The 25,755-nt window shown below is 53.7% G+C and carries 21 protein-coding genes; 13 read left to right on the forward strand and 8 right to left on the reverse strand.

Annotated elements, in window-relative coordinates; translation table 11 throughout:
• Positions 1-101: 101 nt before the first annotated feature.
• Both P9L94_03380 and P9L94_03385 read right to left on the reverse strand, forming a co-directional pair.
• Positions 102-1,886, reverse strand: coding sequence for an O-antigen ligase family protein (locus tag P9L94_03380; GenBank protein ID MDP8243098.1), 1,785 nt, complete (start codon positions 1,884-1,886; stop codon positions 102-104).
• Complete coding sequence (locus P9L94_03385) at positions 1,883-3,574, reverse strand: DUF2723 domain-containing protein (protein ID MDP8243099.1); 1,692 nt, start codon at positions 3,572-3,574, stop codon at positions 1,883-1,885. The genes P9L94_03380 and P9L94_03385 overlap by 4 nt, the downstream gene beginning before the upstream one ends.
• Between P9L94_03385 and P9L94_03390 the strand changes: the two genes are divergently transcribed.
• The 11 genes from P9L94_03390 (at position 3,573) to P9L94_03440 (ending at position 15,442) form a co-directional block, all read left to right on the forward strand.
• Positions 3,573-5,294: a hypothetical protein gene (locus tag P9L94_03390; GenBank protein ID MDP8243100.1), complete on the forward strand. Its 1,722-nt coding sequence runs from the start codon at positions 3,573-3,575 to the stop codon at positions 5,292-5,294. The two genes, P9L94_03385 and P9L94_03390, sit on opposite strands and share 2 nt — an antisense overlap.
• A gap of 230 nt (positions 5,295-5,524) precedes the next feature.
• Positions 5,525-7,507 carry an ATP-dependent zinc metalloprotease FtsH gene (gene ftsH / locus P9L94_03395; GenBank protein ID MDP8243101.1) on the forward strand — a complete coding sequence of 661 codons (1,983 nt, stop codon included), beginning with the start codon at positions 5,525-5,527 and terminating at the stop codon, positions 7,505-7,507.
• A gap of 70 nt (positions 7,508-7,577) precedes the next feature.
• Positions 7,578-8,471: a dihydropteroate synthase gene (gene folP / locus P9L94_03400; protein MDP8243102.1), complete on the forward strand. Its 894-nt coding sequence runs from the start codon at positions 7,578-7,580 to the stop codon at positions 8,469-8,471.
• Positions 8,472-8,498: 27 nt separating this feature from the next.
• The gene (gene cdaA / locus P9L94_03405; GenBank protein MDP8243103.1) at positions 8,499-9,254 is read left to right on the forward strand and encodes a diadenylate cyclase CdaA; all 756 of its coding nucleotides are present in this window, start codon (positions 8,499-8,501) and stop codon (positions 9,252-9,254) included.
• A gap of 8 nt (positions 9,255-9,262) precedes the next feature.
• Positions 9,263-10,015: a YbbR-like domain-containing protein gene (locus P9L94_03410; GenBank protein ID MDP8243104.1), complete on the forward strand. Its 753-nt coding sequence runs from the start codon at positions 9,263-9,265 to the stop codon at positions 10,013-10,015.
• 13 nt (positions 10,016-10,028) lie between these two features.
• The gene (locus tag P9L94_03415) at positions 10,029-10,748 is read left to right on the forward strand and encodes a pyridoxine 5'-phosphate synthase (protein ID MDP8243105.1); all 720 of its coding nucleotides are present in this window, start codon (positions 10,029-10,031) and stop codon (positions 10,746-10,748) included.
• 109 nt (positions 10,749-10,857) lie between these two features.
• Positions 10,858-11,553, forward strand: coding sequence for a ribulose-phosphate 3-epimerase (rpe, locus tag P9L94_03420; GenBank protein ID MDP8243106.1), 696 nt, complete (start codon positions 10,858-10,860; stop codon positions 11,551-11,553).
• A gap of 106 nt (positions 11,554-11,659) precedes the next feature.
• Positions 11,660-13,297: a hypothetical protein gene (locus tag P9L94_03425; GenBank protein MDP8243107.1), complete on the forward strand. Its 1,638-nt coding sequence runs from the start codon at positions 11,660-11,662 to the stop codon at positions 13,295-13,297.
• Positions 13,298-13,300: 3 nt separating this feature from the next.
• Entirely contained in the window at positions 13,301-13,795 is a 495-nt protein-coding gene (sixA, locus tag P9L94_03430) for a phosphohistidine phosphatase SixA (protein ID MDP8243108.1), read from the forward strand.
• 5 nt (positions 13,796-13,800) lie between these two features.
• Positions 13,801-14,907 carry a DNA replication/repair protein RecF gene (recF, locus tag P9L94_03435; GenBank protein ID MDP8243109.1) on the forward strand — a complete coding sequence of 369 codons (1,107 nt, stop codon included), beginning with the start codon at positions 13,801-13,803 and terminating at the stop codon, positions 14,905-14,907.
• On the forward strand, positions 14,879-15,442 hold the full coding sequence (locus P9L94_03440; GenBank protein ID MDP8243110.1) for an HAD hydrolase-like protein: 564 nt from the start codon (positions 14,879-14,881) through the stop codon (positions 15,440-15,442). Before recF ends, P9L94_03440 begins: the two co-directional genes overlap by 29 nt.
• Before the next feature lie 14 nt (positions 15,443-15,456).
• Here P9L94_03440 and P9L94_03445 read toward each other — a convergent pair whose 3' ends face one another.
• The 4 genes from P9L94_03445 to P9L94_03460 are packed head-to-tail and all read right to left on the reverse strand — an operon-like array spanning position 15,457 to position 20,722.
• Positions 15,457-16,602 carry a putative glycoside hydrolase gene (locus P9L94_03445; protein ID MDP8243111.1) on the reverse strand — a complete coding sequence of 382 codons (1,146 nt, stop codon included), beginning with the start codon at positions 16,600-16,602 and terminating at the stop codon, positions 15,457-15,459.
• On the reverse strand, positions 16,599-18,476 hold the full coding sequence (locus tag P9L94_03450; GenBank protein MDP8243112.1) for a glycosyltransferase: 1,878 nt from the start codon (positions 18,474-18,476) through the stop codon (positions 16,599-16,601). The genes P9L94_03445 and P9L94_03450 overlap by 4 nt, the downstream gene beginning before the upstream one ends.
• A 7-nt stretch (positions 18,477-18,483) precedes the next feature.
• Entirely contained in the window at positions 18,484-19,509 is a 1,026-nt protein-coding gene (locus tag P9L94_03455) for a zinc-dependent alcohol dehydrogenase family protein (GenBank protein ID MDP8243113.1), read from the reverse strand.
• Positions 19,510-19,516: 7 nt separating this feature from the next.
• A complete protein-coding gene (locus tag P9L94_03460; protein ID MDP8243114.1) occupies positions 19,517-20,722 on the reverse strand; it encodes an MFS transporter in 1,206 nt (401 codons plus the stop codon).
• Between the two features lie 186 nt (positions 20,723-20,908).
• On the opposite strand from P9L94_03460, the gene P9L94_03465 reads away from it, so the two are divergent.
• Positions 20,909-22,450 carry a sialate O-acetylesterase gene (locus P9L94_03465; GenBank protein ID MDP8243115.1) on the forward strand — a complete coding sequence of 514 codons (1,542 nt, stop codon included), beginning with the start codon at positions 20,909-20,911 and terminating at the stop codon, positions 22,448-22,450.
• 183 nt (positions 22,451-22,633) lie between these two features.
• Here the strand turns inward: P9L94_03465 and P9L94_03470 are convergent, their stop codons facing one another.
• Positions 22,634-24,028 carry an amino acid permease gene (locus P9L94_03470; GenBank protein ID MDP8243116.1) on the reverse strand — a complete coding sequence of 465 codons (1,395 nt, stop codon included), beginning with the start codon at positions 24,026-24,028 and terminating at the stop codon, positions 22,634-22,636.
• Between the two features lie 220 nt (positions 24,029-24,248).
• Between P9L94_03470 and P9L94_03475 the strand changes: the two genes are divergently transcribed.
• Positions 24,249-25,031, forward strand: coding sequence for a DeoR/GlpR family DNA-binding transcription regulator (locus tag P9L94_03475; GenBank protein ID MDP8243117.1), 783 nt, complete (start codon positions 24,249-24,251; stop codon positions 25,029-25,031).
• Positions 25,032-25,275: 244 nt separating this feature from the next.
• On the opposite strand, the gene P9L94_03480 is transcribed toward P9L94_03475, so the two are convergent.
• Positions 25,276-25,755, reverse strand: a complete 480-nt coding sequence (locus P9L94_03480; GenBank protein ID MDP8243118.1) for a hydrogenase maturation protease — start codon at positions 25,753-25,755, stop codon at positions 25,276-25,278.

Consider the following 25,755-nt stretch of genomic DNA (forward strand, 5'->3'; position numbering starts at 1 on the left):
TTAGCGGATCCCCCCTGTCCGCTGCAGCGGACTTCCCCCCTTAAAAAGGGGGACATTAAAAGCAAAGTAAGTAATATTCGCACAATTGATAAATCTTTACACTACTTCTTCAGCGCCTCATCGAGTTCAGCGGCTTTTTGCAGCGCGGTCTGCGCCCCCGCCTCGTCGCCTGTTTGTTTAAGAAGTTCCGCCAGTTCGCGGTAATGGCCTGGATACACAGGGTTCAACTCAATCACGCGGCGCTGCTGTTCGACGGCTTTCTCTAACTCGCCCGTGCGTTGATATAACTTCGCAAGATAAACGTGCACCTGGTGGTTTTCTTGATATTGTAATGATTGCAGCAACGCCTTTTCTGCATTCTCCAGCCATCCCTGCTGAATATAGCGTACGCCCAACATCAAGTAGGTCTGATGATGAAACGGGCCCCAGCGACGCGCCCTCTCTAAGTAAGCAATTGAATCCAGCCCCTGGCTTGCGCGACCCAACCGCAACGCGCGCTCCGCAATGATCGGCGTGTACGAATACGCAATCACGATAACTGCAATCACAGCGGCCGTCGTTTTTACCCAGGCTGGAGACTCAACGTCTTCCTTCGGCTTCGGCGTTCTCGAGACCAGATACGAGGCCAACACAACGCAGACCAGTGCGCTGGCGGGAAGATGAAAGGGAAAACTCGACATCGAATGCGCGAGCACCACCCACACGCCCGCATACGCGCCCCATGCGAACCAAGGCGCCTCGCGCTCTTGCTTGAGCCTCCGCACAGCGGATGCAATCCATGCTGCCATAAGCCATGCAACAGCAGAACCGCCCAACGGCCCGGCTTCGGCGGCGCTTTCCATCAATTGAAAATGCGGCTGGTCGACGGGAATCACGTAGTCGCGATCATGCGGACGTCCATAGCGTTGATAGTTCAGCCCCTGGTAGTGAATATGCACCGTCAGATAATTATGAAACCCGATGCCGAGAATAGGATTTTCTTGCATCATGATTTTTGTGGTGAGCCAGTTGAAGCGCCGTGCGCCGACGCCGCTAGTCCATTGCGGCGAAGATTTTGCTTCGGCGTACAACGAACCGCCGTGGCTGTTGTTTGGATTATCAAGCAAGTACCAACCAACCGCAGACGCAGCAATGATGATGTACAACACCAAGCGCAATAATGAAACGCGAAAAGTTGGACGCACAATAAACAGCGTGATGGGCATTACGAAAATGAGGAGCAGTAAGCCCAGTGTTGCGCCAACGCAAAACGTCACCGCCAGGCAGGCGAATGATAATCCCAGCGCTACGCCTGCGAGAATAACTTCCCACCATTTGGCGCCGCGCCGCAGCCCCAGCCCGACGATCACCGGGATACAATACGAAAGGTAGCCGCCGAGAAAATTGGGGTTGCCTAGCGTCGCGATCACCTTCGCCCGCCAGTCGCGTACGCCGCCGCTGAAGTTAAAGAGATCAACGCCATAATCCTGCAAGATGCCGTACGTCGCGAGCAGCGCCGCCGTCGCCGCCAAAATCCAAGCAACCGCACGCGGCGACCCGTCAATCGACCACAAACGACGGAACGCATATAACAGCCCGACGAATATTAATACCAATCCATACGTCCGCAGTTGCGCAGGCGATTGAAAACTCACAATCAATGAAACCAGATAGGCGCCCAGCATCGCGCTGATCGGCCAGTCGAGTTCAGACGGCTTTTGCCAACGAAATCCGTTTCGCCAAATAATTAACAGAAACCAAATCACTGCCAAACACGCGATCCAAACCGTCTTGCCTACGATAAATGAATCTTCGGTATCCGGCGTAATCACAAAGGGCGTGACGGCGAGCAGGCCGTACGCAATGCGACGTTCCCATTTATGCAGGTTTTCTTTCATCGGATTCATTCTTGTTCTTCTGCGCCCGCGAGTTGGATTTTCATCACAAAGCCTTTTGGGATGTAACTTTGATACGATTCGGCAACCGCAGCGCGGTCAATCGGCGTTTTTTCTATCATACGGATTTCCGCTTTACCGTTCCATGACGGCGGCAAGGGATACGATGGGCTATACACGGCGCCGCGTAATAATAACGGCTGCACTACGGTTTGCCAGGTATCGTCATGCCACGCCTGTTGCGACGCGGAATGAGCATCGCCGCGCATCTCCAACCCCAGCGCGAGATGGTGATTGACCTGTTCGCGGTACCAATCCAGATACAAGAACCCACAGCTGACGATTACGTTGTTCTCTCCCCGCCCCTCAACGATTTGCTGATACTGCAACGGGTTCAACTCATTGTCCGCCGTGGATTCAAACAGCCCGGTCAATACTGGTTCGCCGTTCGGGACCGCCCGCCAAGCCTGTTCGGCGTAAACCAGCGGCTGCCAATCATCCACCGATTGAAAGCGTTCATCCAAAGATGCGCTTGACACGGGGAACGCGTTGGAATGTTGCTTGACGAATTCCAGCAGGCCTTTGTCGCCTTCCCAGCGCACCCAAAACGGCATCGCGCAAAACACGATCAATACGGCATAGACCAGCGCGACAATCGAGCGCTTCAAATCAAGCGCATGAAGCCAACACAACATCTGCGCGATTCCAAACGCAAGCGGCGCCGTAAAAACCAACAACGCAGGCGTGTAGAATACCGTCCAGTCGCCGACGATGTAAAACATGACGAATACAATATGCGCGATGCTCAATCCAATCGCCAGCAACCCTAACCAGCGCAAGCGGGCGATCACAACGCCAAAGCCGAAGACAATCCAAAACGCCAGAACGCTGTAACACAAAAATGGCAGCGAGACGTAATAAAACAGCCGCGCCCAACTAGCGCCGCGCGACCAGATGATGATGCCATTTTGCAACACGCCTGCATACATCTCGCCGCTGATGAGCGAATAAAAGCGCGCAAACGTCTGCGGGTCATACCAATTGATGGGCGGCCCCGCCGCCGCCCGAATCGGGAAATAGAGCAACAACAAAAGCGGCGCAACAAAGGCAGCGGCGCCGATCCAAAATCGTTTTAGAGTAAATAAGACGTGTTGCGGTTTTGGTTTGCCGAAGAGTTCAGGGCGCAAGAGCCGAAGCATAAAAATCAGCACTGACGCCAATACAAGAAAGCCTGCCAGCCGATGATGAACAACTTGTAATCCTAAAACAAAACACAGCGGCGCGAAATATTTCTGCGGCGATTGGATATACAGAAGCAGCAAGCGTAATGTCGCTGCATACAATAGAATGAACAGCGCGTAGACTTCTGTCTGCGTCGCCGAGGGCCATACAACCGGAGTCAGAGCAAACGCCGCAACCGCAAACGCAGACGGCAGACTGCTAACCGTAAAGCGATCGCCATAAACGGACGCCAACGCGCTGCGCAAAAATGCGTAGAGAACCCATAGCGCCGACGAAGCGCAAATAGCGGAAAACAGATGCCCGCGAAAGGCGATGGTTCCAACCGGCAGCCATTGAAACAAATGCAGCGATAGCATATACAACGGATAACCGGTGGGGTGCGGCACACCCAACGCCCACGCCGAAGCCGCTAGTTCGGGGCCGTCGCCCCACGTGATATCCTGCGGGAGCGCAGCCATGAACAAAACCAGCGAAGCCAGCGCCAGTCCCGGCCCCAGCCAATCGCCCAGTTGGCGCGAAGCGTCCGCTTGGGCGGGCTTCTTCTCGCTGTGTACGTTTGCGCTTTGCGTCCCCGTCATTCTCAATCCATCCAGCCATCTGGCCGACATTCCACTGGGTGATAAAGGAACCAATTTGTGGAACCTTTGGTGGGTTTATTATGCCGTGTTCGAGCGGCATGTCTCACCCTTGTGGTGCGATATAGTGTTCTACCCGCAAGGCGTTGATTTGCGTTTCCACACGCTTTCGTTAGCGAACGGACTACTAGCGGCGCCGCTGACGGCAATCGCCGGGCCGAACATAGCCTATAACGCGCTCTTTCTTTTATGGACAATCCTAACCGGCGCGTTCGCCTCCTTATGGGCGCGGGGACGCGGGCTGGGCGTATTCGCCGCCGCGTTTGTCGGCGTCATCGCGGCGTTTTCGCCCTATCGCTTCAGCCACCTGATCCACCTGAATTTATTTTCTACCGCCTGCATATTTTGTGCATTCTGGCTGTGCGACCGCATGGTTCATTCGCCCAATAAAATTAGCGTATTGCTGTTTACGCTGTCTTGGATATGGACGGCGCTGACCGATTGGTACTACGCAATTTTCGTCGGCCTCTATTGGCTGCTGCATCTTTTTTTCTCGATCAAAAAACAGAACCGCCAAATACTCGCCTCTTGCGCCGTTCTACCAGCGCTGTGCATGGGATTACTGGTCTATTTGTATTTTTTTCTAGGAGCCGCCAATCGCCCGGAGATACAACCCGATGACGTCCCCATCCAAATCGCCGCATTTTGGTCGCTGGATTTGTTGCACCTGCTTTGCCCCGCATGGGCGCTTGACTGGCTGCCAATCAATCTCGCCAGTGATTCGGAATTTCGCTTACACCCCGGCTTGCTAGTCATGCTGTTCGGCGCCTGGGGCGTATTTTCCATCACGACGCTGAAGTCGAAGCGCTTTCTGTTAACATGCGCCATTATATTTTTTCTGATTTCACTCGGCCCCGTATTCAAATTCGGCAATGCGCCCATCGTCATATTTGGCGTCCCGCTCTATTCGCCGACGCTGCTGTACGGATTTTTACCGATGGTGGACTCCATGCGGGTATTTACGCGATTTGCCTTTATCGGCTTCGCCATCCTCTCGCTGTTCGCCGCAATAAAAATCGAACGTATGACTCAAACATTCTCGTCAAAACCCCTTCGCTATTCTCTTTGGGTAATCACTATTGTTATCCTAATCCTCGAAAGCGGCTGGCGGTTCCCTACAATACAGCGGTATTCGCCGCCGCAATTCGTCAAGCAGAACCTTTCCGGCGCCGTACAAGAGTTCCCTTACGCTCCCTCACGGCTGAGCGGCCTGCATCTCTACCACCAGACATTCCACCACCAGCCGATTGCGATTGTGGAATTTTCACGCTTAGGCGGCTACAGAAATAACTACATCAGAAAATACAAGTTATTCGATACGCTTTCGGCTACAACCCAAGAAAATCCGCTTCCGGCTCTCATTCGGGCGTCAGACGGTGATCTTCCGTTACCTATTGAAGTTATGGTCGTGTATACAAAAGCAGATTCAACAAAATCCACACAATTGAGCATTGAATGGCCCGACGAAACGCAGCAGATAATGACCCGAATCCGCTCGAATGAAAACCAAGCCGCCGAATCGGTTTTTCATCAAATTCCCTAGAGAATTCGCCTTACATGGTCTTCTTTTTGCTTGACTTATTTGTTTTTCCATTTACCATGAAAAGATACTCCCATTTTTGATACAAATTAGATTCGGCATCCTGAACACCCAGCGGGAACAACGACAAACGGAAACAATAGGCGAAACCGAGGGCGCCCTCAGCAAAACTGCATTTGAGGACGCCGTCTTTTTCTCTTTACCATAGAACTTTAACCAAAGGATACGCGGCCTTGTTTAACCGAACCGTTCTTTTTTATGGCATTCTTTTAGTTATCATTATTTTGATTGTGAGCACGATCCAGTCTCCACAAAAAGACAATTGGGCGTACTCAAAGTTTATTCAAATTCTTGAGAACCCCGACGCCAGCAGCGTCACCCTTCTCACTGCCAAAGTGAGCCAGAACAAAGTCGAAGGCGATTATATCGACCGTACGGCGGAAGAAGGCCAGCCGCCAAAACAATACACCTGCGAGATCATCGCCAGCATCCAAGGCGAAAGCCTGGACGCCAAGTTACTGGCCTACAACGAAACCAACCCCAATTTTGAAATCAAAGCCAACCCCGAAAGCGGTTGGATGTTCGGCTTGATGACCTCTCTTTTGCCCATTCTTTTGCTCATCGGCGTTTGGTTCTTCATTTTGCGCCAGATGCAAATGGGCGGCAGCAAGGCCATGTCGTTCGGTAAAAGCCGCGCCCGGCTTAACAGCGACGGCAATAACAAGGTGACCTTTGCCGACGTAGCGGGCTGCGACGAAGCCAAAGACGACTTGCAAGAAATCGTCGAATATCTGAAAGATTCACACCGCTTTCAAAAACTGGGCGGTAAGATTCCTCGCGGCGTATTGCTACACGGCCCTCCGGGCACTGGCAAGACCTTGCTGGCGCGCGCCGTCGCTGGCGAGGCCAATGTGCCCTTCTTTAGCATCAGTGGTTCGGATTTTGTTGAAATGTTCGTCGGCGTGGGCGCGTCCCGCGTTCGCGACTTGTTTGAGCAAGGCAAAAAACACTCGCCCTGCATTATCTTCATGGATGAAATTGACGCCGTAGGCCGCCAGCGTTTCGCCGGCGTCGGCGGCGGTCACGACGAGCGCGAACAAACGCTCAACCAGCTGCTGGTTGAAATGGACGGTTTTAATAGCAACGATGAAGTCATTCTCATCGCCGCCACCAATCGCCCCGATGTGCTCGACCCCGCGTTGTTGCGTCCGGGCCGCTTTGACCGTCAGATCATTATCGACCTCCCCGACTTGTCGGGTCGCGAAGGAATCCTCAAAGTCCACTCGCAAAACGTCGTCATCTCCAAAGACGTTGACATGAGCATTATCGCCCGACGGACGCCCGGCTTCTCTGGCGCCGACTTACACAACACCATTAATGAAGCGGCGCTGATGGCCGCCCGCAAAAGCAAAGACTCGGTCGGGATGGAAGACCTCGAAGAAGCGATTGAACGCGTCACCGCCGGGCCGGAACGTAAAAGCCGCATGATTAGCGATAAAGAAAAGAAAACCGTCGCCTATCACGAAGCGGGCCACGCGCTGGTCGGCCTCGAAATTGTAGAAATTGACCCAATCCACAAGGTCTCAATTCTTCCCCGCGGACGCGCACTGGGCTACACCATGCACTTGCCCCTGGAAGAGCGCTTTCTTACGTCGAAACGCGAATTGATGGCAAAAATGGCGACATTGCTTGGCGGTCGCGTCGCCGAAGAAATCATCTTTGGCGACATTACCACTGGGGCGCAAAACGATTTGGAGCGCGTCACCACCATCGCCCACAAAATGGTCTGCAATTTCGGCATGAGCGACAAACTCGGCCCGCTGACCTTCGGCGCCAATGAAACCCAGGTGTTCCTGGGACGCGACTTCTATAAAGACCGCGAGTATAGCGAAGAAATCGCATTTGAAATTGATAAAGAAGTGCGCCAGTTGGTGGATGAATGCTACCACCGTTGCAAGAAAATTCTTGAGATAAACCACGATTGTCTCGACGCATTGGCTAACGCCTTGTTGGAGCGCGAAGTGCTCGCAGCCGACGAAGTCAAAGACCTATTGAAAGACACCAAGGCGGCGCGCAATGGCTCCAATGCAGAAAAACCCAGCGCAGACGAAGCGGAACCTTCGCCCCCTGACGAAACGCCGGTTGCAACAGAACCGCGCATAACCGAAAGCGAACCCCAGCAGGAACCAAACAATCCTGCTGAACAAGACCGCTAATCACCGCGCCGCTGCGACCACCCGCAGCGGCGTTTGTTTTATTCTGGACGGCCCCAAAGCGAGAACTCGATTGAATTCGCCCTCTGTAATTTCTGGCGTTCCCCAAACCATCGGCCAATGGCATTGCCGCGACAACCTACTGGCCTGGGGGCGACGTACGCTTATCATGGGCGTTGTGAACGTCACGCCCGATTCATTCAGCGACGGCGGCCAGTTTTTCAACCCAACCAAGGCCATACGACAAGCGGAACGCCTGCTTGAACAAGGCGCAGACATCATCGACATTGGCGGAGAATCCTCTCGCCCCGGCGCCGATCCGGTCTTGGTTGATGAAGAACTACGCCGCGTTCTCCCTTCCATCGAAGAGTTAGCGGGGCGCCAGGGCGCAGTGGTTTCAATTGATACCGTCAAATACGAAGTGGCGGCGCGGGCGCTGGATGAAGGCGCTGCAATCATTAACGACATCAGCGGGCTACAACATGACCCACGCCTGGCGGAACTCGCAGCGCAGTCGCAAGCCGGATTAGTCATCATGCACATGCGCGGAACGCCCCGCGACATGCAAACGATGACCGACTATGAAAATATCACCAACGAAGTTCGCGCGTTTTTTGAGACGCAAATCGCCGTCGCGCAAGAAAAAGGCGTTTTGCTTAACCAAATTGCCGTTGACCCCGGGATTGGTTTCAGCAAAACCGCTCAGCAAAACTTGACTTTAATTCAACGCGCGCCTGAATGGATCATACCCGGTTGCCCCGTATTGGCCGGGCCGTCGCGCAAATCGTTTATCGGCGCGATTACGGAGACTGACGCCGCTGACCGCGATTGGGGTACGGCGGGCGCTGTTGCGGCCTGCGTCATGCGAGGCGCCCATATCATTCGCGTCCATAACGTAGACGCCATGCGAGACGTAGTAGATGTTGTTGATGCGATACGCAACGGGCCAACGCCAACCACGAAGTAAGGAGAACAGGCCATCCAAGCGCTTTGGATGAAAATTTTTGGAGTCGATCCCACCCGCGCGATGACGGAAATCGTCATCCTGTGGTTGATCTTTTATCTGGTGCTGAAAGCCATTCGCGGCACCAGGGCTTTTCATGTGTTCCAATTTCTGGTCTTCTTATTTCTCGGAACCTATCTATCAAAATTGCTGGACTTATACACCGTCCACTGGTTTCTCTCGACCGCCCAGGCGCCGATCTTTGTTGGATTGATTATTTTGTATGCGCCCGAATTGCGCCGTTCGATGTCGAAGTTAACCCAAACCCGATTCTTTCGTAAATCGCGCCGCACCTTTGACCCGATTATGGTTGAAGCCGCCCAAGCAGCGCAAACGCTGTCCCGGCGCCACATCGGCTGTCTGGTCGTGTTTGAACGCTCCACCAGTTTGCAGGGATTCGTCGATACGGGAATCAGCCTCGACAGTCTGGTTTCGTCGGAACTTTTGGTGTCGATTTTTTCGCCGCTCACGCCGCTGCATGACGGCGCCGTCATCGTTCGCGAAGGACGCATCGCCGCCGCCGCTTGCTTGCTGCCGCTCAGCGAGCGCGAAGAGATCGACTCCAGCCTCGGCACGCGCCATCGCGCCGCGCTTGGGCTGGCGGAAGAAACCGACGCCGTCACCCTGATCGTCTCCGAAGAAACCGGCGCCATCTCGCTCGCCATCAATGGACGCATCACCCGCGACATTGATGCAGACAAAATCGAATCCATCCTGACCAACGTCGTCAATAAAGGGGCGCAATAAGAGAAATTATGACGAACCGGTCTATAATCATACTTTCTTTGGTACTGGCAGTCGGCGTAGTATGGATCAAAGGACAAGAGCGCATCCAGCGCCGCCCTCTCACCAACGTCAAAGTCACCGTCGATAATATACCCGCAGGTTGGATGCTGCCCGAACCCTGGGCGCCGCCCCGCGTCAGCCTAACCATCCAAGGGCCGCGCACCACTGTTGAACTACCGCGCACCGACGTCTCAAATTTTCGTATTGATCTCGCAGAACTCTCGTTTCCTGAGTCAGGCGATGCGCTGATCGTATTGTTGCGAGACAGCATGTTCCGCACTAACTTGGAACCCACCGACCGCGCGCGCGTTTCTGTTTTAGATGAAACCATTAAACCGCGCCAGGTAAAAATACAGGTGTTTTCCTGGAACGTCGACGCGCCTTTTCCCTCGCCTCCAGAACCGGAAGCGAACCAAATTTTGATCCCGCTGTTTAAGGCCGAAAAAGACATCCCCATCAAAACCCCGACGGTCGGGAAACCGCCCGAAGGCTATAAACTCGAAGAATTTTATGTCACGCCCTCGTCGATCCGTTTAACGGGGCCTCGTGAAGCGCTCGACCGCATCGGTTCGGTTTCGACGCAAGTGCTCGATTTGGGCGCGATCCCGGTTGATACACAACCCATCTATTTGCCTTTGGAAATCCCCGCAGGAACCTATGATATACAAACAGCCGGCAGCGAACTGCGCGGCGTTACCGTCACCGTCACTTTTTCACAATGAAGGAAAACGGCCAATGGCCAAACTGTCAGTCAATATCGACCATATCGCAACATTACGTCAATCACGCGACACCACTTATCCTGACCCGGTTGAAGCCGCCGTTTTTGCGCAATTGGGCGGCGCCGACGGAATCACCGTCCACCCGCGCGAAGACCGCCGCCACATCCAAGACCGCGACGTCTTTGTGCTGAAAGAGGTTTTGCAAGTACCCTTCACCCTCGAAATGGCGCTGACGCCTGAGATGGTGGATTTGGCGCTCAAGGTCAAACCGCAATGCTGCACACTCGTCCCCGAGCTGCGCGAAGAACGCACCACCGAAAGCGGATTGCAAATTCGGGGCCGCGAAGAAAAACTGCAAGCGTTGATGGACCCTCTTCTAGAAGCGGGCATCGAAACCAGCATTTTTATCGACCCCGAAGCAGACCAGATCACCGCCGCTCATGGCTTGGGCGCCCACATGGTTGAACTTCACACCGGGCCGTATGCGCTTGCGCAGACCCCCCAGCAAGAAGACGACGAGTTTAAAATCGTCGTCCGCGCAGCGGAACACGCCAAATCGTTAGGGCTAAAAGTCAATGCGGGCCATGGGCTTCATTACCGCAACACTCAGCGAATCGCCGCGCTATCATTGATCGAATGGCTCCACACCGGACACAGCATTATCTCGCAAGCGCTGTTTGTCGGGCTAGAACGCGCCGTCCGCGATATGAAGGACATCCTCCGAAACGCCTAAAATTTAGAGTTCGTCAGATCCTTTATCATCAATCAGCATCTATTGAATCGCAATCCAATGCGCGATTTAATAAATGCTTACCATAAATAGAAACCAACGCGGATTTTTTATGAGTTGCAAAACCATTTTACTCCCGTCGCTATTATCTGCGCCATTCGACCGGCTGGGCGAATCGGTGCAAAACATGAAATCAGCGGGAGCGTCCGTCTTTCATTTTGACGTGATGGACGGGCATTTTGTGCCGAATATCACCATTGGCCCGCTGGTTCTCGACAGCCTGAAAAACATCCCCGATTGCGCCTTTGACGTCCACCTGATGGTCACCAACCCCTCGCGCCAGATAAAATGGTTTGACCGCGAAAACGTGCGCAGCCTCAGCATCCATATCGAAACTTCGTCTGACATTAAGCAAGACCTGCAATGGATACGCGACAGCGGCAAGCGCTCGGGCGTTGCCTTAAACCCACCCACAACGGTTGAAAAGGTACATCCACTTTTGCCGTATGTAGACCAAATTCTAGTCATGTCTGTCTATCCAGGATTCCCCGGTCAGACTTTTTTGAATGAGTCGCTGGCAAAAATTGAAGCGCTTGCCGAGCTGCGGGAACGTGAAGGACTGTCATACCTGATTCAAGTTGACGGCGGTATCAACGAAGAAACCATGCGATGGGTCAATAACGCGGGCGCTGATGAAATCGTTTCGGGCAATACGATATTCAGCGATCCAAATCCCGCAAACGCCTTTCAGCGCTTATCCGGTTTGCTGAAAGAGTGGTCACTCGCGGCCAAAGCGCATTCTGCATAAAAAAATAACTTGGCTCCGCATGAGATTCGCGAAAGTGTGTTATACTTTATCTTCCTGCAATTACATGGGTTGAGAGAACGAGACGCCTTAGGGGATAAAAAAAGTTATGGCGCCGCTTAGCCGTGAACAAATTCTACAATATATTAAAAAACTAGAAACCAAGGTCAAGCAATATCAGGTCGTCCTGAAAAAGCGTGACCTGGAAATCCATTCGTTAAAAACCGAATTGACCAAAATCACTGGCAGAGATGCGGAAGAGATCGTCGCCAGCGAAGCGGTTAAAGAAACAACGAAACAAACATCGGCGGCGCAAGACGCTTTAACCCAACAAGCCCTTCAAAAAGTAAAAGCAAAAACCAAGCCGCTCGAAGAGCGTTCTGACACTTTTGTCAAAAAAGTCGCGCCTGGAACCGACCAGAAAATCAAAGACGCCGCGAAAGCAAAAAAGACCGACGATTTCGCCGCCGCCGCGCTCGAAGCCGCTTCAGACTCAGCGCCCGAACCAGAAAAACCCGCCGAAGAAAAAGAAGAAGTAAAAGCCGCGCCAGAAGTATTCACGTCATCGGTTAATTTTGAAGCAGGCCAGTTTTTAAGCGCCGTCTTAGAAGGCGAAGAAGAAGCCGACGAAATCAAAGGCCTGCTCGAACGCCTTGAGACCTGCGAACCAGACCAGCGGCGCGCCATATTCACTTCATTAACCGGCATCTATTGGCGCATGGTTGCGTCTTTTGGAAAACGCCTGGCCCGTGAAAGTCTCTCATGGGAAAAGCGCCTCTTCATGCGTTATGGAATGCTCGACGACAAATTGATGTCCGACCGCCAAGAGGTCTGGGAAAGGCTCTACCTCGACAAAAGCCGCCCCGAAGATTCCGGCGTCTATTTCATTGATGAATGGCTCGAAGAGATCTCGCGCGGCAACATCAAATACAGCGAGATCGACGAAATGTCGTTGGACGGCAGAAAGCCCGATCCCAACGCCCGAGGCGAAGTCGCGATTGGTTACGAATTGACCAATGTCCCGCAGATGCAGCGCATGTGCGTCGGCGCCCGCGCCAATCAATGCGCGATTCTCGTCCAGGATTACTGCGCCCCCAGTCGCGACAACCCCGTCGTCAATCGCGCCTGGATGAAAGACGCGATGAAGTCGGTACTCTCCTGCGATTACATTATGTTCGACCGAAAATATAAGGGCGAAGAAAAAGTCGTACAGCCGTTTTTCATCGTCCAACCCGGCTACGGCCAACGCGCAGGCTGTTGGGAGCCTTGGAGCCCCGGCAAAAAAGGCACCACCGGCCCCCGCATCTGTATCTGCGCCTTCCCGCCGCGCAACAGCATGAAGACGCTGCTGATGGGCATCGCCGACTACCGTTGGGAATGGGCCAAAGCCGACGCTATGCACTACTGGCTCAGCGAAGGACTGACCGGAAAATGGCTGGCGCTGTTTTCCCGAAAAGAACAACGCAAAGACCTCAAACAAATCTTCGCTGATAATTATCAACTGTGGGTATTGTTTGAATCGCGGCGCATCCCCAAGATGGAAAAACGCCACCGCGAATTTTTCTACACCAATTGCCCATTCAACGACGAAGTCAAACAACGCCTCAAAGGCGGCGGCGTGTTCGCCCGCATGATCGAACTCGAAGACGCCAAAAAGAAACGCGACGAAGAAGAAGCCAAAGAAATCGAACGCATGAAAGCCGAACGCGAAGCCCGCAAAGCCAAGCGGGCGGCGGGCGCAGGGTGATTGATGGAACTCTATATCATCCGACACGCTATCGCCGTTGACCGCTTCGACGCCGAAGTCCAATCCGACGCTGAGCGTTGGCTCACCGACGAAGGCATTGAAAAAATGAAGATCGCCGCGCGCGGCCTGGCAAGCCTCATTGACGGCTTCGACTGCATCTATACCAGCCCCTACCGCCGCGCCAAAGAAACCGCCCAAATCGTCGCCGACGCGCTGCCTGCGCCGATTGAAGAACTGGGCGAATTACAACCCGGCGTTGAATTCGGCCTAATCGCAAAAATGCTGCAATCTAAAACCGACGACTGCGTCGCGCTGGTCGGTCATGAACCTGACTTAAGCGAATTGATTTCTGAGTCTATCTCCGCAACCATGCATGCGCGCGTGTTAATGAAAAAAGGCGCCGTCGCCCGCATCGACTTCCCCTCGCAAATCGCGCCGGGATTTGGAACGCTGGCGTGGTTGTTACAGCCCAAACAGTTACGCGCACTCGGTCAGTAAAACTCATGTACTTGTCTTCATTGCTGATTCGTAACTTCCGCCTGATTCAAGACGCGTCACTGGAATTCGGCCCAGGGTTACATCTGGCGCTCGGCCTCAATGCGCAAGGCAAAACCAGCCTCATCGAAGCCGTGGTCTTCTTATCGACCTCGACCTCTCACCGCACCCGCAAAGAAGAAGAACTCATCCGTTGGGGCGACGACACAGCGTTTCTACGGGGCGTGGTCGATCAAAACGGACAACAAGAGACGCTGTCTTGCGGCGTTGAGAAAAAACGTAAAGTCGTCAAAGTCGACGACCAACCCTTGCCGCGCATCAGCGATCTGTATGGACGATTACGCACGGTGCTGTTTGCGCCCGAAGACCTCATCATCGTCGCGGGCAGCCCGCAAGAACGCCGCCGTTTTATTGATATGGCCATCGCCCAAATCGACAGCGAATACATCCCGCTCTTGCAGCAATACCGCCGTCTGGTCAAACAACGCAATCACGTCTTGCGGCGAATGCAACTCGATAAACGCAATGACCTGACAAAAGAACTCGACGTCTGGAACCATCCCTTTCTCGACGCCGCCGCCCAAGTCGCCGAACGCCGGGGCGAGTTCATTGACCAGATCGCGCCTCTGTTGGAGCGCTTCTACGCAGGGCTAGCCGACGACGGCCCCTGCCGCATTGAATATCCAGCCGCAGCCCCCGGAGACGCGGAGGCCATCCGGGAGGATTTAGCCAAACGTCTGGAACGCACCCGCGCGAAAGAAATTGACCGCGGCAGCACCCAGCTCGGCCCCCATCGCGACGACGCCCCCATCACCCTGGACGGCAAGAGCCTGGCGCAATTCGGATCGCAAGGCCAGCGCCGCGCCGCCTCATTGGCACTGCGTCTCGCCGAAGCCGACAACGCCCGCAACGCCGTCGGCGCCCCGCCGGTGTTGTTGATTGACGACGTCGTCTATGAAATGGATAATACCCGCCGTAAGCGGTTTTGGGATAATATTGATTTTTCGGGTCAACTCATCGTCACAGCGACCGATAAAGATCATTTAGGAGCAACCCTAAACCCTACGCAAACTTTTGAGGTGAGTCATGGAGCGATACGTTCTTATTCATCGTGACGGCGCAGTCAACGTCCGTCAGGACAATCCAATTACCAAACTCGACGAGTTCGTTTTTCTCCCCTTTGCGCATGAAGCGTTCCGCGAGATGCAACTAAACGACGTCAAACCCATTGTATTGGTCTGGGAAGAAAGCCTGCACAACGGCGCCATGTCCCAAGAGGAATACGATAAAATTACCAAAGAAATGAAAATTAGCCTGGAAGAGCAGGAAGGCAAAATCCACGATGTGATTACCTGCCCCAGCACGATGGCGCCGTGGGAAAAATGCGCCCTGCCCAAAAGCGGCCTATTGCAAATCGCCGCCGCCAAACACAAACTCAATCTCGCCGAAACCTATTTCATTTGCGACCGCATCGAATGCCTCGAAGCCGCCTGGTCGGTGGGATGCAAAACCATTCTGGTTCGCAGCGGCAAGCCATTTAAAACCATGCAAGCCCTGCGAAATTCAGAGAAGCAGCCCGACAAAATTGAACGCGACGTTCTCAGCGCCGCCATCAAAGTCGTCAGCCACTTTCGGGAAATCGATTCTTAGTTGATCGTGTGGTATTACTTCAAAAACAAGTCGCCGTCGAGAGGGGGGATTGAAAACACAGTCCCCTGCTCTCCGGTTGAGAGACGGGTGCGCGTTTCGTTAAACGTGATTTTGATTTCAGTATTTCCCATCGGGTTATAGACAGCGGCGCCGCGTTCAAATTCGCGCTGCGCCCAACCCGTCTCGTGAATCACGCCTTTGTCGATGGGGCGTCCGAGCTGCTTGTCCCAAAAGGAATACCAGTCGTGTTGATGGTCGCCGGTGGGTAAATCATTTGGATCGGAAAACAACGCATACCCATCAGAGTGGGTCAGCGCCAGGCAGGTCGTGGCGCGCATCCGGCTGAAATCACGTCGCGAATTTTCATACCAGGTTTCGACGCAATTGATACGCGGCTCGCGCAGGTTTTCTTCCGCCCAGCGCAGCGTCTCCGCGATACGGCGCCAATCGCCGGGCGTCTTACTGCGCCAACATTCCATAAAATAGCCATTGATGTACGGCGCCGTCATCGGCGACTTGCGGTCATTGGCATTGACCAAAATTAACGCGTCTTCGCCAATCGCGTCGCGGATGGTTTTGATTAGCGCCAGCCGATCTTCATCGTCAATCCACCAGTCAAGCATGACGCCATCCACCGCGCCTGTATCAAGCGCGGCCTTTGCCTGTTTCGCCACATGGGCGCGATAGGCCGGGTTCGAAAAATCGAGAATGTAATAGCCGCCTTCTTCCCACCCAACAACGCGATCACCCTTATCGTCGCGCTTCCACCATTCGTGGTCTTCAGGAAGAAAGCCGCTCCAGGCGTCGCGATATCGAATTTCCATCAAGACAATCTGGTTTGGATTCAGGCGCAGCAATTCCCGACGCATCGCGCGAGCGTTTTTGACGCTGTCGGGATTAAATGCAACCGCTAAGCCAACATGAGGGCGGTCCCATTGCAACTTGAGGCCGTGCTCTCCCATAAACGCTAAGTCATGTTTTGCGATGTTCTGCTCACGGCCCAATTCATCCAATCCGTCCGCTGGCGCCCACGCCATAAATATTGACGGGAACGTCCGGTCAGTTATTCGTTGCATGATGGGTTTGATCTCTGCATTTTGGGCGAAAGCAGAATTTGCAACCAAACAACTAACGAATAAACACAACGCCTGTTTCATCATGATGAACATCCTTGATCTTCCTTTAAAAGATTAATTATTACTTTCGCGCGGGACGCATAGGTGTGTTCAGCGGCGATGCGCGATTGAGCACGAGTGACGATGTCGAATCGCTTTTTTTCATCTTGAACCAAGGCCTGAATGGAATTTAGCATTACATCGGGGTTCTCAAACCAAACCATTTCTTCATCCCGCTGGTAGACCGCGTCCAATCCCGGCGTCCATTCCGTCAGGAGAAATGCGCCTACGGCTGGGACTTCAAACACGCGCGGGTTTAAAAAACCGAATCCTTGCAGCGCATTAAATGAAAGATTGATCTTGCTCTCGTGATATAACGAATGGAGTTCGTCCGCCGAATCAATCCGACCTAGATAGCGCTCTTTCATAGACTCCGGTAAAAGCGTTTTCCAAGCAGGCGGGCCGTAGATTCCAAGCGATTCGATGTCTGACAGCGATTCGACATAACGAAGCCGCCGCCGCGTATTGGCTTCTCCATAAAGAAAATAATCCAACAGATGCTTATCATTCATGTAGCGAGATTTGGCCTCGCGCATTTTCACCGCCGACGAGATTCCCTGTTGAATCGCCGGGTCGCAGGGATGCGCCGCCATGACCTCTTTCAAATCTTTGAGTGGGTCGTCCGCCTGGTCTTCAACGACGGCGTTGATCCATTCGACGGATTCAGTCGGTAATGAAGAAAAAACATGGGTATTGTCGATGACGGAGCCGACGTAACTCACATCATGGCGCCAGCGTTTCGGCGCTTTGGGCGGCTCCAGTTCATGCGGTGCGCCCACTGGCAATACGCCGAGCGCCTTGCCGCCGCGCCGCTGCGCTTCATCGCGAAAATTCTCCGCAATCAACAACAAGCGGTCTTCCGGGTGGTAGTCAAACTCGACCGTGTTCTTCGGATGGTCAACGTACCACACCAATCGCGGGATCGGCGCCTGCTGGGCAAACCACGAAACGTAATTGGAAGAATGGTTGACGCAGAGCATCAAGTCAGGCGCGTGCTGATAAAAATCATACGCAGACCGATAAAAGCGGGTAAACAAACGGTCGGTCAAACGCAGCCCATCGGCTTGGAGGCCAATTTGATGAAAGCCCTCGATCAATCCAAGCAGTACAGCGCCCGCTCCGCGATCATCGGTGATATGGGCCCAGACTCGTTCGGGAACCGCCTTCGGGTTCGACCAGCGGTTTTCGCATTGTTTCAAAATATCGAAATAGGCTTGGCGTTGTTGCTTGTGATGCGCCAGCATGGTTTGCAGCGTTTCTTGATAAATCGAATTCTGGTCATCCCCTTGAGCCATCATTCCCTGGAAGGCGCCAATTTGCTGTTCATCGAGCGTTTCCAAATGATGGGCGTCCCAAATCGCTTGGCAATCCTGCGCCAAGTCTGTCCCTGCGGCGAACATGACGCGTCCACTTTCGAGATGGGCGCTGAGGTCTACGCACCCCAAGAATGCCAGCAGCAATCCAGGGTCATGCTCTAAAACCAAAATCCCTTTCGGCTCGCCGGGGTGCTTTTGTTCAAGGTATTCCACCAGCGGCGCAACATGCCATCCGGCCCCGCACCCCATCACCAGACACAGCCATTTGCCCTGATGAAACGCCTGCGCGATAGGACGACAGACAGCGTTGATTACGTCTTGCATCTCCTCATTCGCATCAACGGAAACGGCGCCGCTCGGCGTTTCATAGCGCAAGCGAAAGGTTTCTGGTTCTTCTTGTTTGATTTGAATATCGCTGCGCGAATGCTGCGATTCGAGACGCTGCGCCAATCCGGGCTGGTTGCGTTCCAGCGCTTCGCGGTTGCGTCGCCAGTGAGGGAGTTCACACTGTGAAAGGGGTATCCAAAGGAGTTCCACCATCATGAAAGCATTATGGCGCCAAGACGAATTTCCCGATATGGTCGCCGCGTTCCATTGCTTCATGCGCCGCGCGAACATCATCCAGCGAAAAAGTTTGCGCGATGCATTGTTTGAATGCGCCGGATGCGAAGCCGTCGAGTATTTCCGTATAGCCGCGTTGCAGCGCGGCGGCGTCGCCCATCACTTCATACAAGAGCCAACCGCGAATCGCCGCTTGTTTCACAATGAGCGGCGATACATCGACCGGGCCAACGTCGCCTAATAATCCATACACCCAAATCACGCCGCCTTTGGCGAGGCTCCGTATTTCTGTATCTAAAAAATGGCCCGATGCGACGGGATCAAAAAACACATTGACGCCCTTGCCGTCGGTGATTTCTTTTAACTGCTTGCGCCAGTCGGCGTCTTGTCCGTCCGGCGTTTTTGTAACTACAATATGGTCGAACATCGCTTCCGGCATCTCAGCCAAGCGGTCTGCTTTCGCCTGCCGCGTTGTCATACCGATTGAGACGGCGCCTTGCGCTCGAATGATTTGCGAAGCGGCAAGACCGACGCCGCTGGAAGCCGCCGGAACCGCAACCAATTGCCCCGGTTGGATATTTTGCTTCCAAACGAGGCATCCCCAAACAGTGAGATAGGTCAACCAAAGCGTCCCGAGTTCGATATCGTCTAACGCGTCTGAGGCCGTTACGACTTCGCTTTCAGCAACCACGTAATGGCTGCGGTAGGTTCCATACAGCCCATCGGTTTTAGAACGCGGCGCACTGGCGCCAAGCACCACGCGCTCGCCGACCCGTCCTGCATTCACGCCCTCGCCGACGGCGTCGATCACGCCGCCGCCTTCCAGCCCCGGCGTAAAGGGCGGCTCGCCCGACATCAGGCGATACTCGCCGCGCCGCGCCATTAAATCGGCGTGGTTCATGCCGATGCTGGTTAATACGACACGCACTTCACCGGCCCCGGGCTCAGGGGTCGGCTCTTCAACGACGCGCAATTGATCAACCCCGCCAAATGCGTCAACGACAACTCGTTTCATAACACCCTCACGAACTTTCCTGTGTTGCTAAATTTTCAATGGCATATTGCCTACCCTTGTATGCGATCATAAGGACCGCCGCATACGGCGCGATACAGCCCAGCGCAAAGACAATGTTATAACCATACGCTTCCGCCGCGCGTCCCAGCGCGAACGCGGTCACAGCATTGCCGAAATCCATCATGCCAGTCATCAAAGCAATGCCCGCGCCGCGATAGCCCACCGGCGCCAGTACATATCCGAAGGTGGTTATGATAGGGAACACAAGCCCATGACCCGCCCCGCAACAGACACCCGCGAAAATCAACATCGGCAGCGAGTGGCTGAATTGCAACAACAGCAACCCGGTTCCATAACAAAAAAAGCCCGGCGCCAGAATGCGTAGAAATCCAAATTGGTCCGCCCATTTTCGCCCGGCAAAGCGCGTGGTGATTCCCGTCACAGCGTATCCAGTAAAGAACAATCCAAAGAATGATACGTCGCGCGACTCCATGACGGGCGCAATAAACGCCGACATGGTTGTGAACGAAATGGCCAGACAAAACGAAAAGAAAAACGCCAAACGAAAACGCGGCAAAACTGCAACCGTCTTAATTCCGGCAAATGAGAATGATGCAACTGCGCCGACCGCGCGCGGCGCCCGGATCAGCATCGCTAAAATCACCGCAGCGCCGCCCATAAATAACATAAACCAGAAGAACGCGGGCAGACCAAAGTTCTTAATCGTCAATTCACTGAGAAGCGGCCCCGCCAAACTCGCGACCATCCCCGATACGCCATACATCGCCACCGCTTCGTTACTGCGGCCTTTCGGCGCCATTTGAGCGGCGAGAGTAAAAAACGCGGTTACATGAGCGCCAAAGCCAAAGCCCTGAATGAGCCTCAGCACCCAAACCGCAGGCGTTAATCCCTCGTTGACAAGCGCGATGTAACCCAGACACGGCAGGCTATATAGCATGGCGCCCGCGATCATCATGCGCTTCACGCCAAAGCGGTCGACCAGTGCGCCGTGCAGCGGCCGCCCCATCATGCCCGCTAAAGGGAACACCGCCATAAACAGACCAATCTCCTCCGGGCCGCCGCCAGCGAAATCCACGTAAAGCGGATACAACGCATTGCTGCTAAAGAGAAAGCCCATAAAAAAGTTATAGGCAAATCCCAAAACAAATGTTGCGGTATACAACTTGGTATGTTCAGAATGGCCGTGGGACATACGTTGGGGAAAAATCCTTCTAATTGCGCATTATGAAATCACGTTTTTAATGCCTATTATCATTGTATTCGCGATTGTATAAAACAACAGGTAGGCCCGCGCAACACTAAACAAACGCCCCGAAAATGTGTTATACCGTATGGGCTTATTTATTCTGAATCGATCTGGTAAGAGGAGAACATTTTGATGAAATCGAGAACAGCATTACAAATGCTAAGCGTCATGTTTGCGTTCGCGTTTTGTTTGACCGCAAGTTACGCCGACGTAAAACCAAACGCCCTGTTCAGCGACCACATGGTCTTACAACAAGGCAAAACCATTCACGTCTGGGGGACAGCGAATCCCGGCGAAAAAGTCACCGTCCAGTTAGACCGCCAAAAAAAATCAACCAAGACGGGCGACAACGGCGAGTGGAAAGTCGCGCTGAAGAAAATGACAGTCGGCGGCCCCTACGAACTGACCATCAGCGGCGATAACACCATCACCTACAACAACGTCATGCTGGGCGAAGTCTGGGTCTGCAGCGGACAATCCAACATGCAATGGACGGTCTCAAACAGTAACAACCCTGACTATGAAATCAAAATGGCGAACTACCCCAACATTCGCCTGTTCTACGTCCCGCGCGTATCCACTGGCGAGCCGCAAAAGAACGTCAACGCAAAATGGGAAGTCTGCAACCCGTCCACCATCCCCGGCTTCTCTGCAGTCGCCTATTTCTTTGGACGCGAATTAAACACGCGCCTCAACGTCCCCATCGGTTTGATTCACACCTCCTGGGGCGGAACCCCCGCCGAAGCCTGGACGCGCCAACAAGAACTCGAAGACCTGCCGATCGCCTCTAAAATTGTTGAAGACGGCAAGAACAAATTAGCGAACTATCCAAACCAACTCGAAAAACTCGAACAAGATTATCTGGACTGGAAAGAACGCGCCCAACTTGCTGAATACAAAGGCGACCCTGTTCCAGAAGCGCCGCGTATCCCGGACGACTTCCGCCGCCACCCCTGGCGCCCCAGCGGCTTGTACAACGCCATGATCGCCCCACTGATTCCTTTCGGCATCCAAGGCGCCATCTGGTATCAAGGCGAGTCGAACGCGGGCCGCGCCTATCAGTATCGCGAGTTGTTTCCAACCATGATTCAAAGTTGGCGCAACGCCTGGGACCAGGGCGATTTCCCCTTCTATTTCGTCCAACTGGCTAATTTCAAGCCGGGCGGCGGTAACTGGCCGGAACTGCGCGAAGCCCAAACCATGACGCTCAGCCTCCCCAATACCGGCATGGCGGTCACGACCGATATTGGCAACCCGGTTGACATTCACCCGCGCAACAAACAAGACGTTGGCAAGCGCTTGGCGCTGGTCGCGCTCGCCCAAGACTATGGCCACGACATCGTCTATTCAGGCCCGATGTACAAAGCGATGGAAGTCAAAGGAAACAGCGTTGCGCTTTCATTCGACCACTTGGGTTCAGGAATGGTCACGTTAGGCGGCGATACCTTGAACGGCTTCATCATTGCGGGAAGCGACAAAGAATTTCATCCGGCATCCGCCAAAATCGAAGGTGACAAAGTCATCGTCTCCAGCGACGCGGTATCAAGCCCGGTCGCGGTTCGTTACGCATGGACGGACAATCCTGAAGAAGCCAATTTGTTTAATAAAGAAGGCTTGCCTGCGTCTTCGTTCCGCACCGATGAATGGCCGGGACAAACCGTAGACAACCGCTAAGCGAATACTTGAAGTTCATCCAGAATCACAACCGGGACGGCGCAACACCGTCCCGGTTTTTGTATATCTATTGTTATTCCCCTTCTCCCTCTGGGAGAAGGTAGGGATGAGGGAGGCTTTACAAGAGATGCCCGCTTCGCGGCCTTGGCTCGCCACCCCGCGCATGTCCACATGAGCGCTCCATTACGAATTCGAAGCCATCCTTCGATTCACCCAATACAACACCAAGCCGAATAGTACCAAGCCGAAGCCGATCAGCGAACTCCAACCGGCGTAATCGAGCGCACTGTAGAGCAGCATTCCTGAGGTCGCGATAAACACAAGTGGAATCCACGGGTAGCCGTGTACGCGATAAGGGCGCTCAACATCAGGATCAATGCGCCGCAAAATAAAAACGCTAATGCCGACCAGCAGCAAGAACAACCAATGTGCGCCAGCAGTGTAGGTTACCAGGGTTTCAAAACTGCCGCTGGCAACCAAGATGACTGAGATCGCGCATTGCGCCCACAACGCCCCCAGCGGCGCATTGTTCGCGGTGACGCCCTTGCCGAGCATCCCAAAGATCGGGTAATCGCGCCCCAGCGTCATAAACAGCCGCCCGCCAGTCAGGGTCATGCCGTTGACGGCGCCCAGCGCGGAGGCGATCACCAACGCGCTTACGGAGCGGCGTCCCCAGTCGCCCCAGGCGAGCGCGGTATAATCCGCCACCACCGCATCCGACTCGATCATGCCTTGTACGCCCAATCCCCACAACAAGGCGATGTTTACGCCGATATAGATGATCGTTACCAGCACAATCCCAATCACCATCGAACGCAATACGTTGCGCTGCGGGTTGCGCATCTCGACCGTGACAAACGCGCAGTCACTCCAGCCGCCGAAGGTAAATTGCACGAAGACCATCGCCAGAAAGAACCCGCCGAAGGTGAGTTCCATTGAGGTTTGGCTTGAATCTTCAGCAGGTGCGCCGGGCAACGAAAACACCGCGATCACAATCAGAATCAGCCCGACCACCTTCACGCTGCTCAAGATGTTTTGCATCCACTTGCCCTGTTGCAAGCCAATGCTGTTAATCACCGTGAATAAAACGATCGACGCGACCGCATACGCGAGTTCGCAGTAAGCGAATGAGTAAAACTGCGCCATGTAGACCGCCGAAATCGCCGCCATGCTGGCGATGTTTCCGGTATGGATCACCGCCAACCGCGCCCAAGCGAACAGAAAGCCTGCCCAGGGGCCGTAAGCGCGGGTCAGATAAAAATACTCGCCGCGTTCGCGTGGGTAGGCGGAGGCCAGTTCGGCGTAACACAATCCGCCCACCAGCGACAAGGCGCCGCCCGCCGTCCACACAATGAGAATAAGTAGTGGAGAGCCTAAAAGCGCAGCAATCGTCGAGGGCGTGAGGAAAATTGCGCTGCCGATAATGACGCCCAAAATGATGCAAACGACGTCAAATACGCCCAATGTTTCTTTCGTTGGAATAACAGAAATCTCTATTGCGCCATCTAGCGCCTCGGTTGGCTTGAATACGCCCAATGTTTCTTTCGTAGATTCTTTAGATGACCTGGTTTCGCTCATTGAACGCTCACTTGATTAAGTTAAATGTCCCTCTTTTATTCCATAAAACCGCTTGACGCGTCAAGCCACACTGATTTCATTCACTTATTTATTCAAAAATACAGCAAACCCATTAGAAACACGTCGCTATTTATGTCATAATTAGGCGCAAGATACCGCGAATAATTCAAATTATGCCACAGACCCTCACCATCTTGTCAGTCAGGAACCTGAATCTACCATGATGAAGCAACAGCGATACGACCAAATCCTCAGTCATCTCAACCAAAAAGGCTACCTGACCGTTGATGACGCCGTTGAACTGCTGCAAACCAGCCGCTCAACCGTAAGCCGAGATTTTAACGATCTGGCCAAGAACGAATTGGTCATTCGTACGCATGGGGGCATTGGGCTTCCTAAGCGAAGCGATTTTCGCAACCTGCCTTATGCGCTGCGTCAAATTAAAAACATGGATGAGAAAGAAGCGATTGCGCGCGCCGCGGTTGCGTTGTTGCACGAGCGCGACACGCTCTTTCTTGACGGCGGCACCACAACCCTGCAAGTCGCGTCCTTTCTTCCCGCTCGCGGGTTGACCGTTGTTACCAATTCACTCCATCACGCCTCACAAATTATCGAAAACCAAAAACCGGATGCGCCAGTCGAGGTGTTCATCGCCGGAGGCTTGGTTTACGCCCCCTGGCACGTGAATATCGGACCGCAAACCCGCTACTGCCTGGAGCAATATCACGCAACCTGGGCGTTTTTCTCCGCGAAGGGCATCGACAAAGACGGCGTGTATAATCACAACGAGTTGATCGTCGAGTCTGAACGCACCATGATCTCGAACGCAGACAAAGTGGTGCTGTTGGCGGACCACACCAAATTCAGCGAACGCTCGGTGTTCTTTTTATGCGAACTCAAAGAGATTGATATTCTCATTACAGATGAACATCCCAAAAGCAAGGCGCTACTGAAAGACATTGCCAAATTAGGCGTTGAAGTTATTACCGTCAAAGACGAGTAGAATCCACCCCATTAATCCCTGCCGCGCCACCGCGAGCACAGCGACGCGATAGGAGCACGGGGAGGGCGAGGCTCCCGCCGAGCCGAAAAAAACGAAACTGTTTCAATTTATTATGGCTCACCAGGAGCCTGCCTGCCGCAGGCAGGGTTCGCCCTCCCCAAAATTTAAATTCGATACGCATAGACGCAAAAAAGGGCGGGAAAACCCCGCCCTTTGTGTATGTTTTATGAAAAATTCATTTCACTTAGGCCAAAGCAGTCTCACAAATCCATTCGTCCACTTTTGTTTTCACCTGTTCAACCAACTTCGGCAAGGCGTTTAACACGCCTTGGGTCATACCGCCGCCGATGGTGAACGGGTCTTCGACTTCAATTGCATAGATCACAAATTCTTTTGGAAAATCGAGTTCCAATTCGTTCGCCAGCGCCAACAGTTCGGGCAAGCCCGCATAGTGCGGCGACGGCGCCAGCACCGCGCCCAAATCTTCCAAGCGTAATGATGTGATTTCACCGACTGGCGTTTTACCGGTCTTCACGGCGTCAATCAAAACCACCCGGTCATAGTCGATCAATTCTTCGAGCAGCGCGATGCCGGACATCGAACATTCATGCACGTCCACATCGGGCGTTTCAGCGAATATTTCACGCAGGCGACGCGCGGCTTCAATGCCGACGCCGTCATCAGCGATCAGGTCATTACCTAAACCCAGGACAAGGGTTTTCAT

The organism is Candidatus Hinthialibacter antarcticus (assembly GCA_030765645.1).
In the GTDB taxonomy this organism is placed as follows: domain Bacteria; phylum Hinthialibacterota; class Hinthialibacteria; order Hinthialibacterales; family Hinthialibacteraceae; genus Hinthialibacter; species Hinthialibacter antarcticus.

Coding starts and splice junctions, on each gene's coding strand:
- P9L94_03480 (MDP8243118.1), bottom strand. CDS start 25,755: ATGAAAACCCTTGTCCTGGGTTTAGGTAATGACCTGATCGCTGATGAC.
- P9L94_03425 (MDP8243107.1), top strand. CDS start 11,660: ATGGCGCCGCTTAGCCGTGAACAAATTCTACAATATATTAAAAAACTA.
- P9L94_03410 (MDP8243104.1), top strand. CDS start 9,263: ATGACGAACCGGTCTATAATCATACTTTCTTTGGTACTGGCAGTCGGC.
- P9L94_03465 (MDP8243115.1), top strand. CDS start 20,909: ATGAAATCGAGAACAGCATTACAAATGCTAAGCGTCATGTTTGCGTTC.
- P9L94_03390 (MDP8243100.1), top strand. CDS start 3,573: ATGAACAAAACCAGCGAAGCCAGCGCCAGTCCCGGCCCCAGCCAATCG.
- recF (MDP8243109.1), top strand. CDS start 13,801: ATGTACTTGTCTTCATTGCTGATTCGTAACTTCCGCCTGATTCAAGAC.
- P9L94_03445 (MDP8243111.1), bottom strand. CDS start 16,602: ATGATGAAACAGGCGTTGTGTTTATTCGTTAGTTGTTTGGTTGCAAAT.
- P9L94_03460 (MDP8243114.1), bottom strand. CDS start 20,722: ATGTCCCACGGCCATTCTGAACATACCAAGTTGTATACCGCAACATTT.
- sixA (MDP8243108.1), top strand. CDS start 13,301: ATGGAACTCTATATCATCCGACACGCTATCGCCGTTGACCGCTTCGAC.
- P9L94_03385 (MDP8243099.1), bottom strand. CDS start 3,574: ATGGCTGCGCTCCCGCAGGATATCACGTGGGGCGACGGCCCCGAACTA.
- P9L94_03475 (MDP8243117.1), top strand. CDS start 24,249: ATGATGAAGCAACAGCGATACGACCAAATCCTCAGTCATCTCAACCAA.
- P9L94_03455 (MDP8243113.1), bottom strand. CDS start 19,509: ATGAAACGAGTTGTCGTTGACGCATTTGGCGGGGTTGATCAATTGCGC.
- P9L94_03380 (MDP8243098.1), bottom strand. CDS start 1,886: ATGAATCCGATGAAAGAAAACCTGCATAAATGGGAACGTCGCATTGCG.
- cdaA (MDP8243103.1), top strand. CDS start 8,499: ATGAAAATTTTTGGAGTCGATCCCACCCGCGCGATGACGGAAATCGTC.
- P9L94_03440 (MDP8243110.1), top strand. CDS start 14,879: ATGGAGCGATACGTTCTTATTCATCGTGACGGCGCAGTCAACGTCCGT.
- rpe (MDP8243106.1), top strand. CDS start 10,858: ATGAGTTGCAAAACCATTTTACTCCCGTCGCTATTATCTGCGCCATTC.
- P9L94_03415 (MDP8243105.1), top strand. CDS start 10,029: ATGGCCAAACTGTCAGTCAATATCGACCATATCGCAACATTACGTCAA.
- P9L94_03470 (MDP8243116.1), bottom strand. CDS start 24,028: ATGAGCGAAACCAGGTCATCTAAAGAATCTACGAAAGAAACATTGGGC.
- P9L94_03450 (MDP8243112.1), bottom strand. CDS start 18,476: ATGATGGTGGAACTCCTTTGGATACCCCTTTCACAGTGTGAACTCCCT.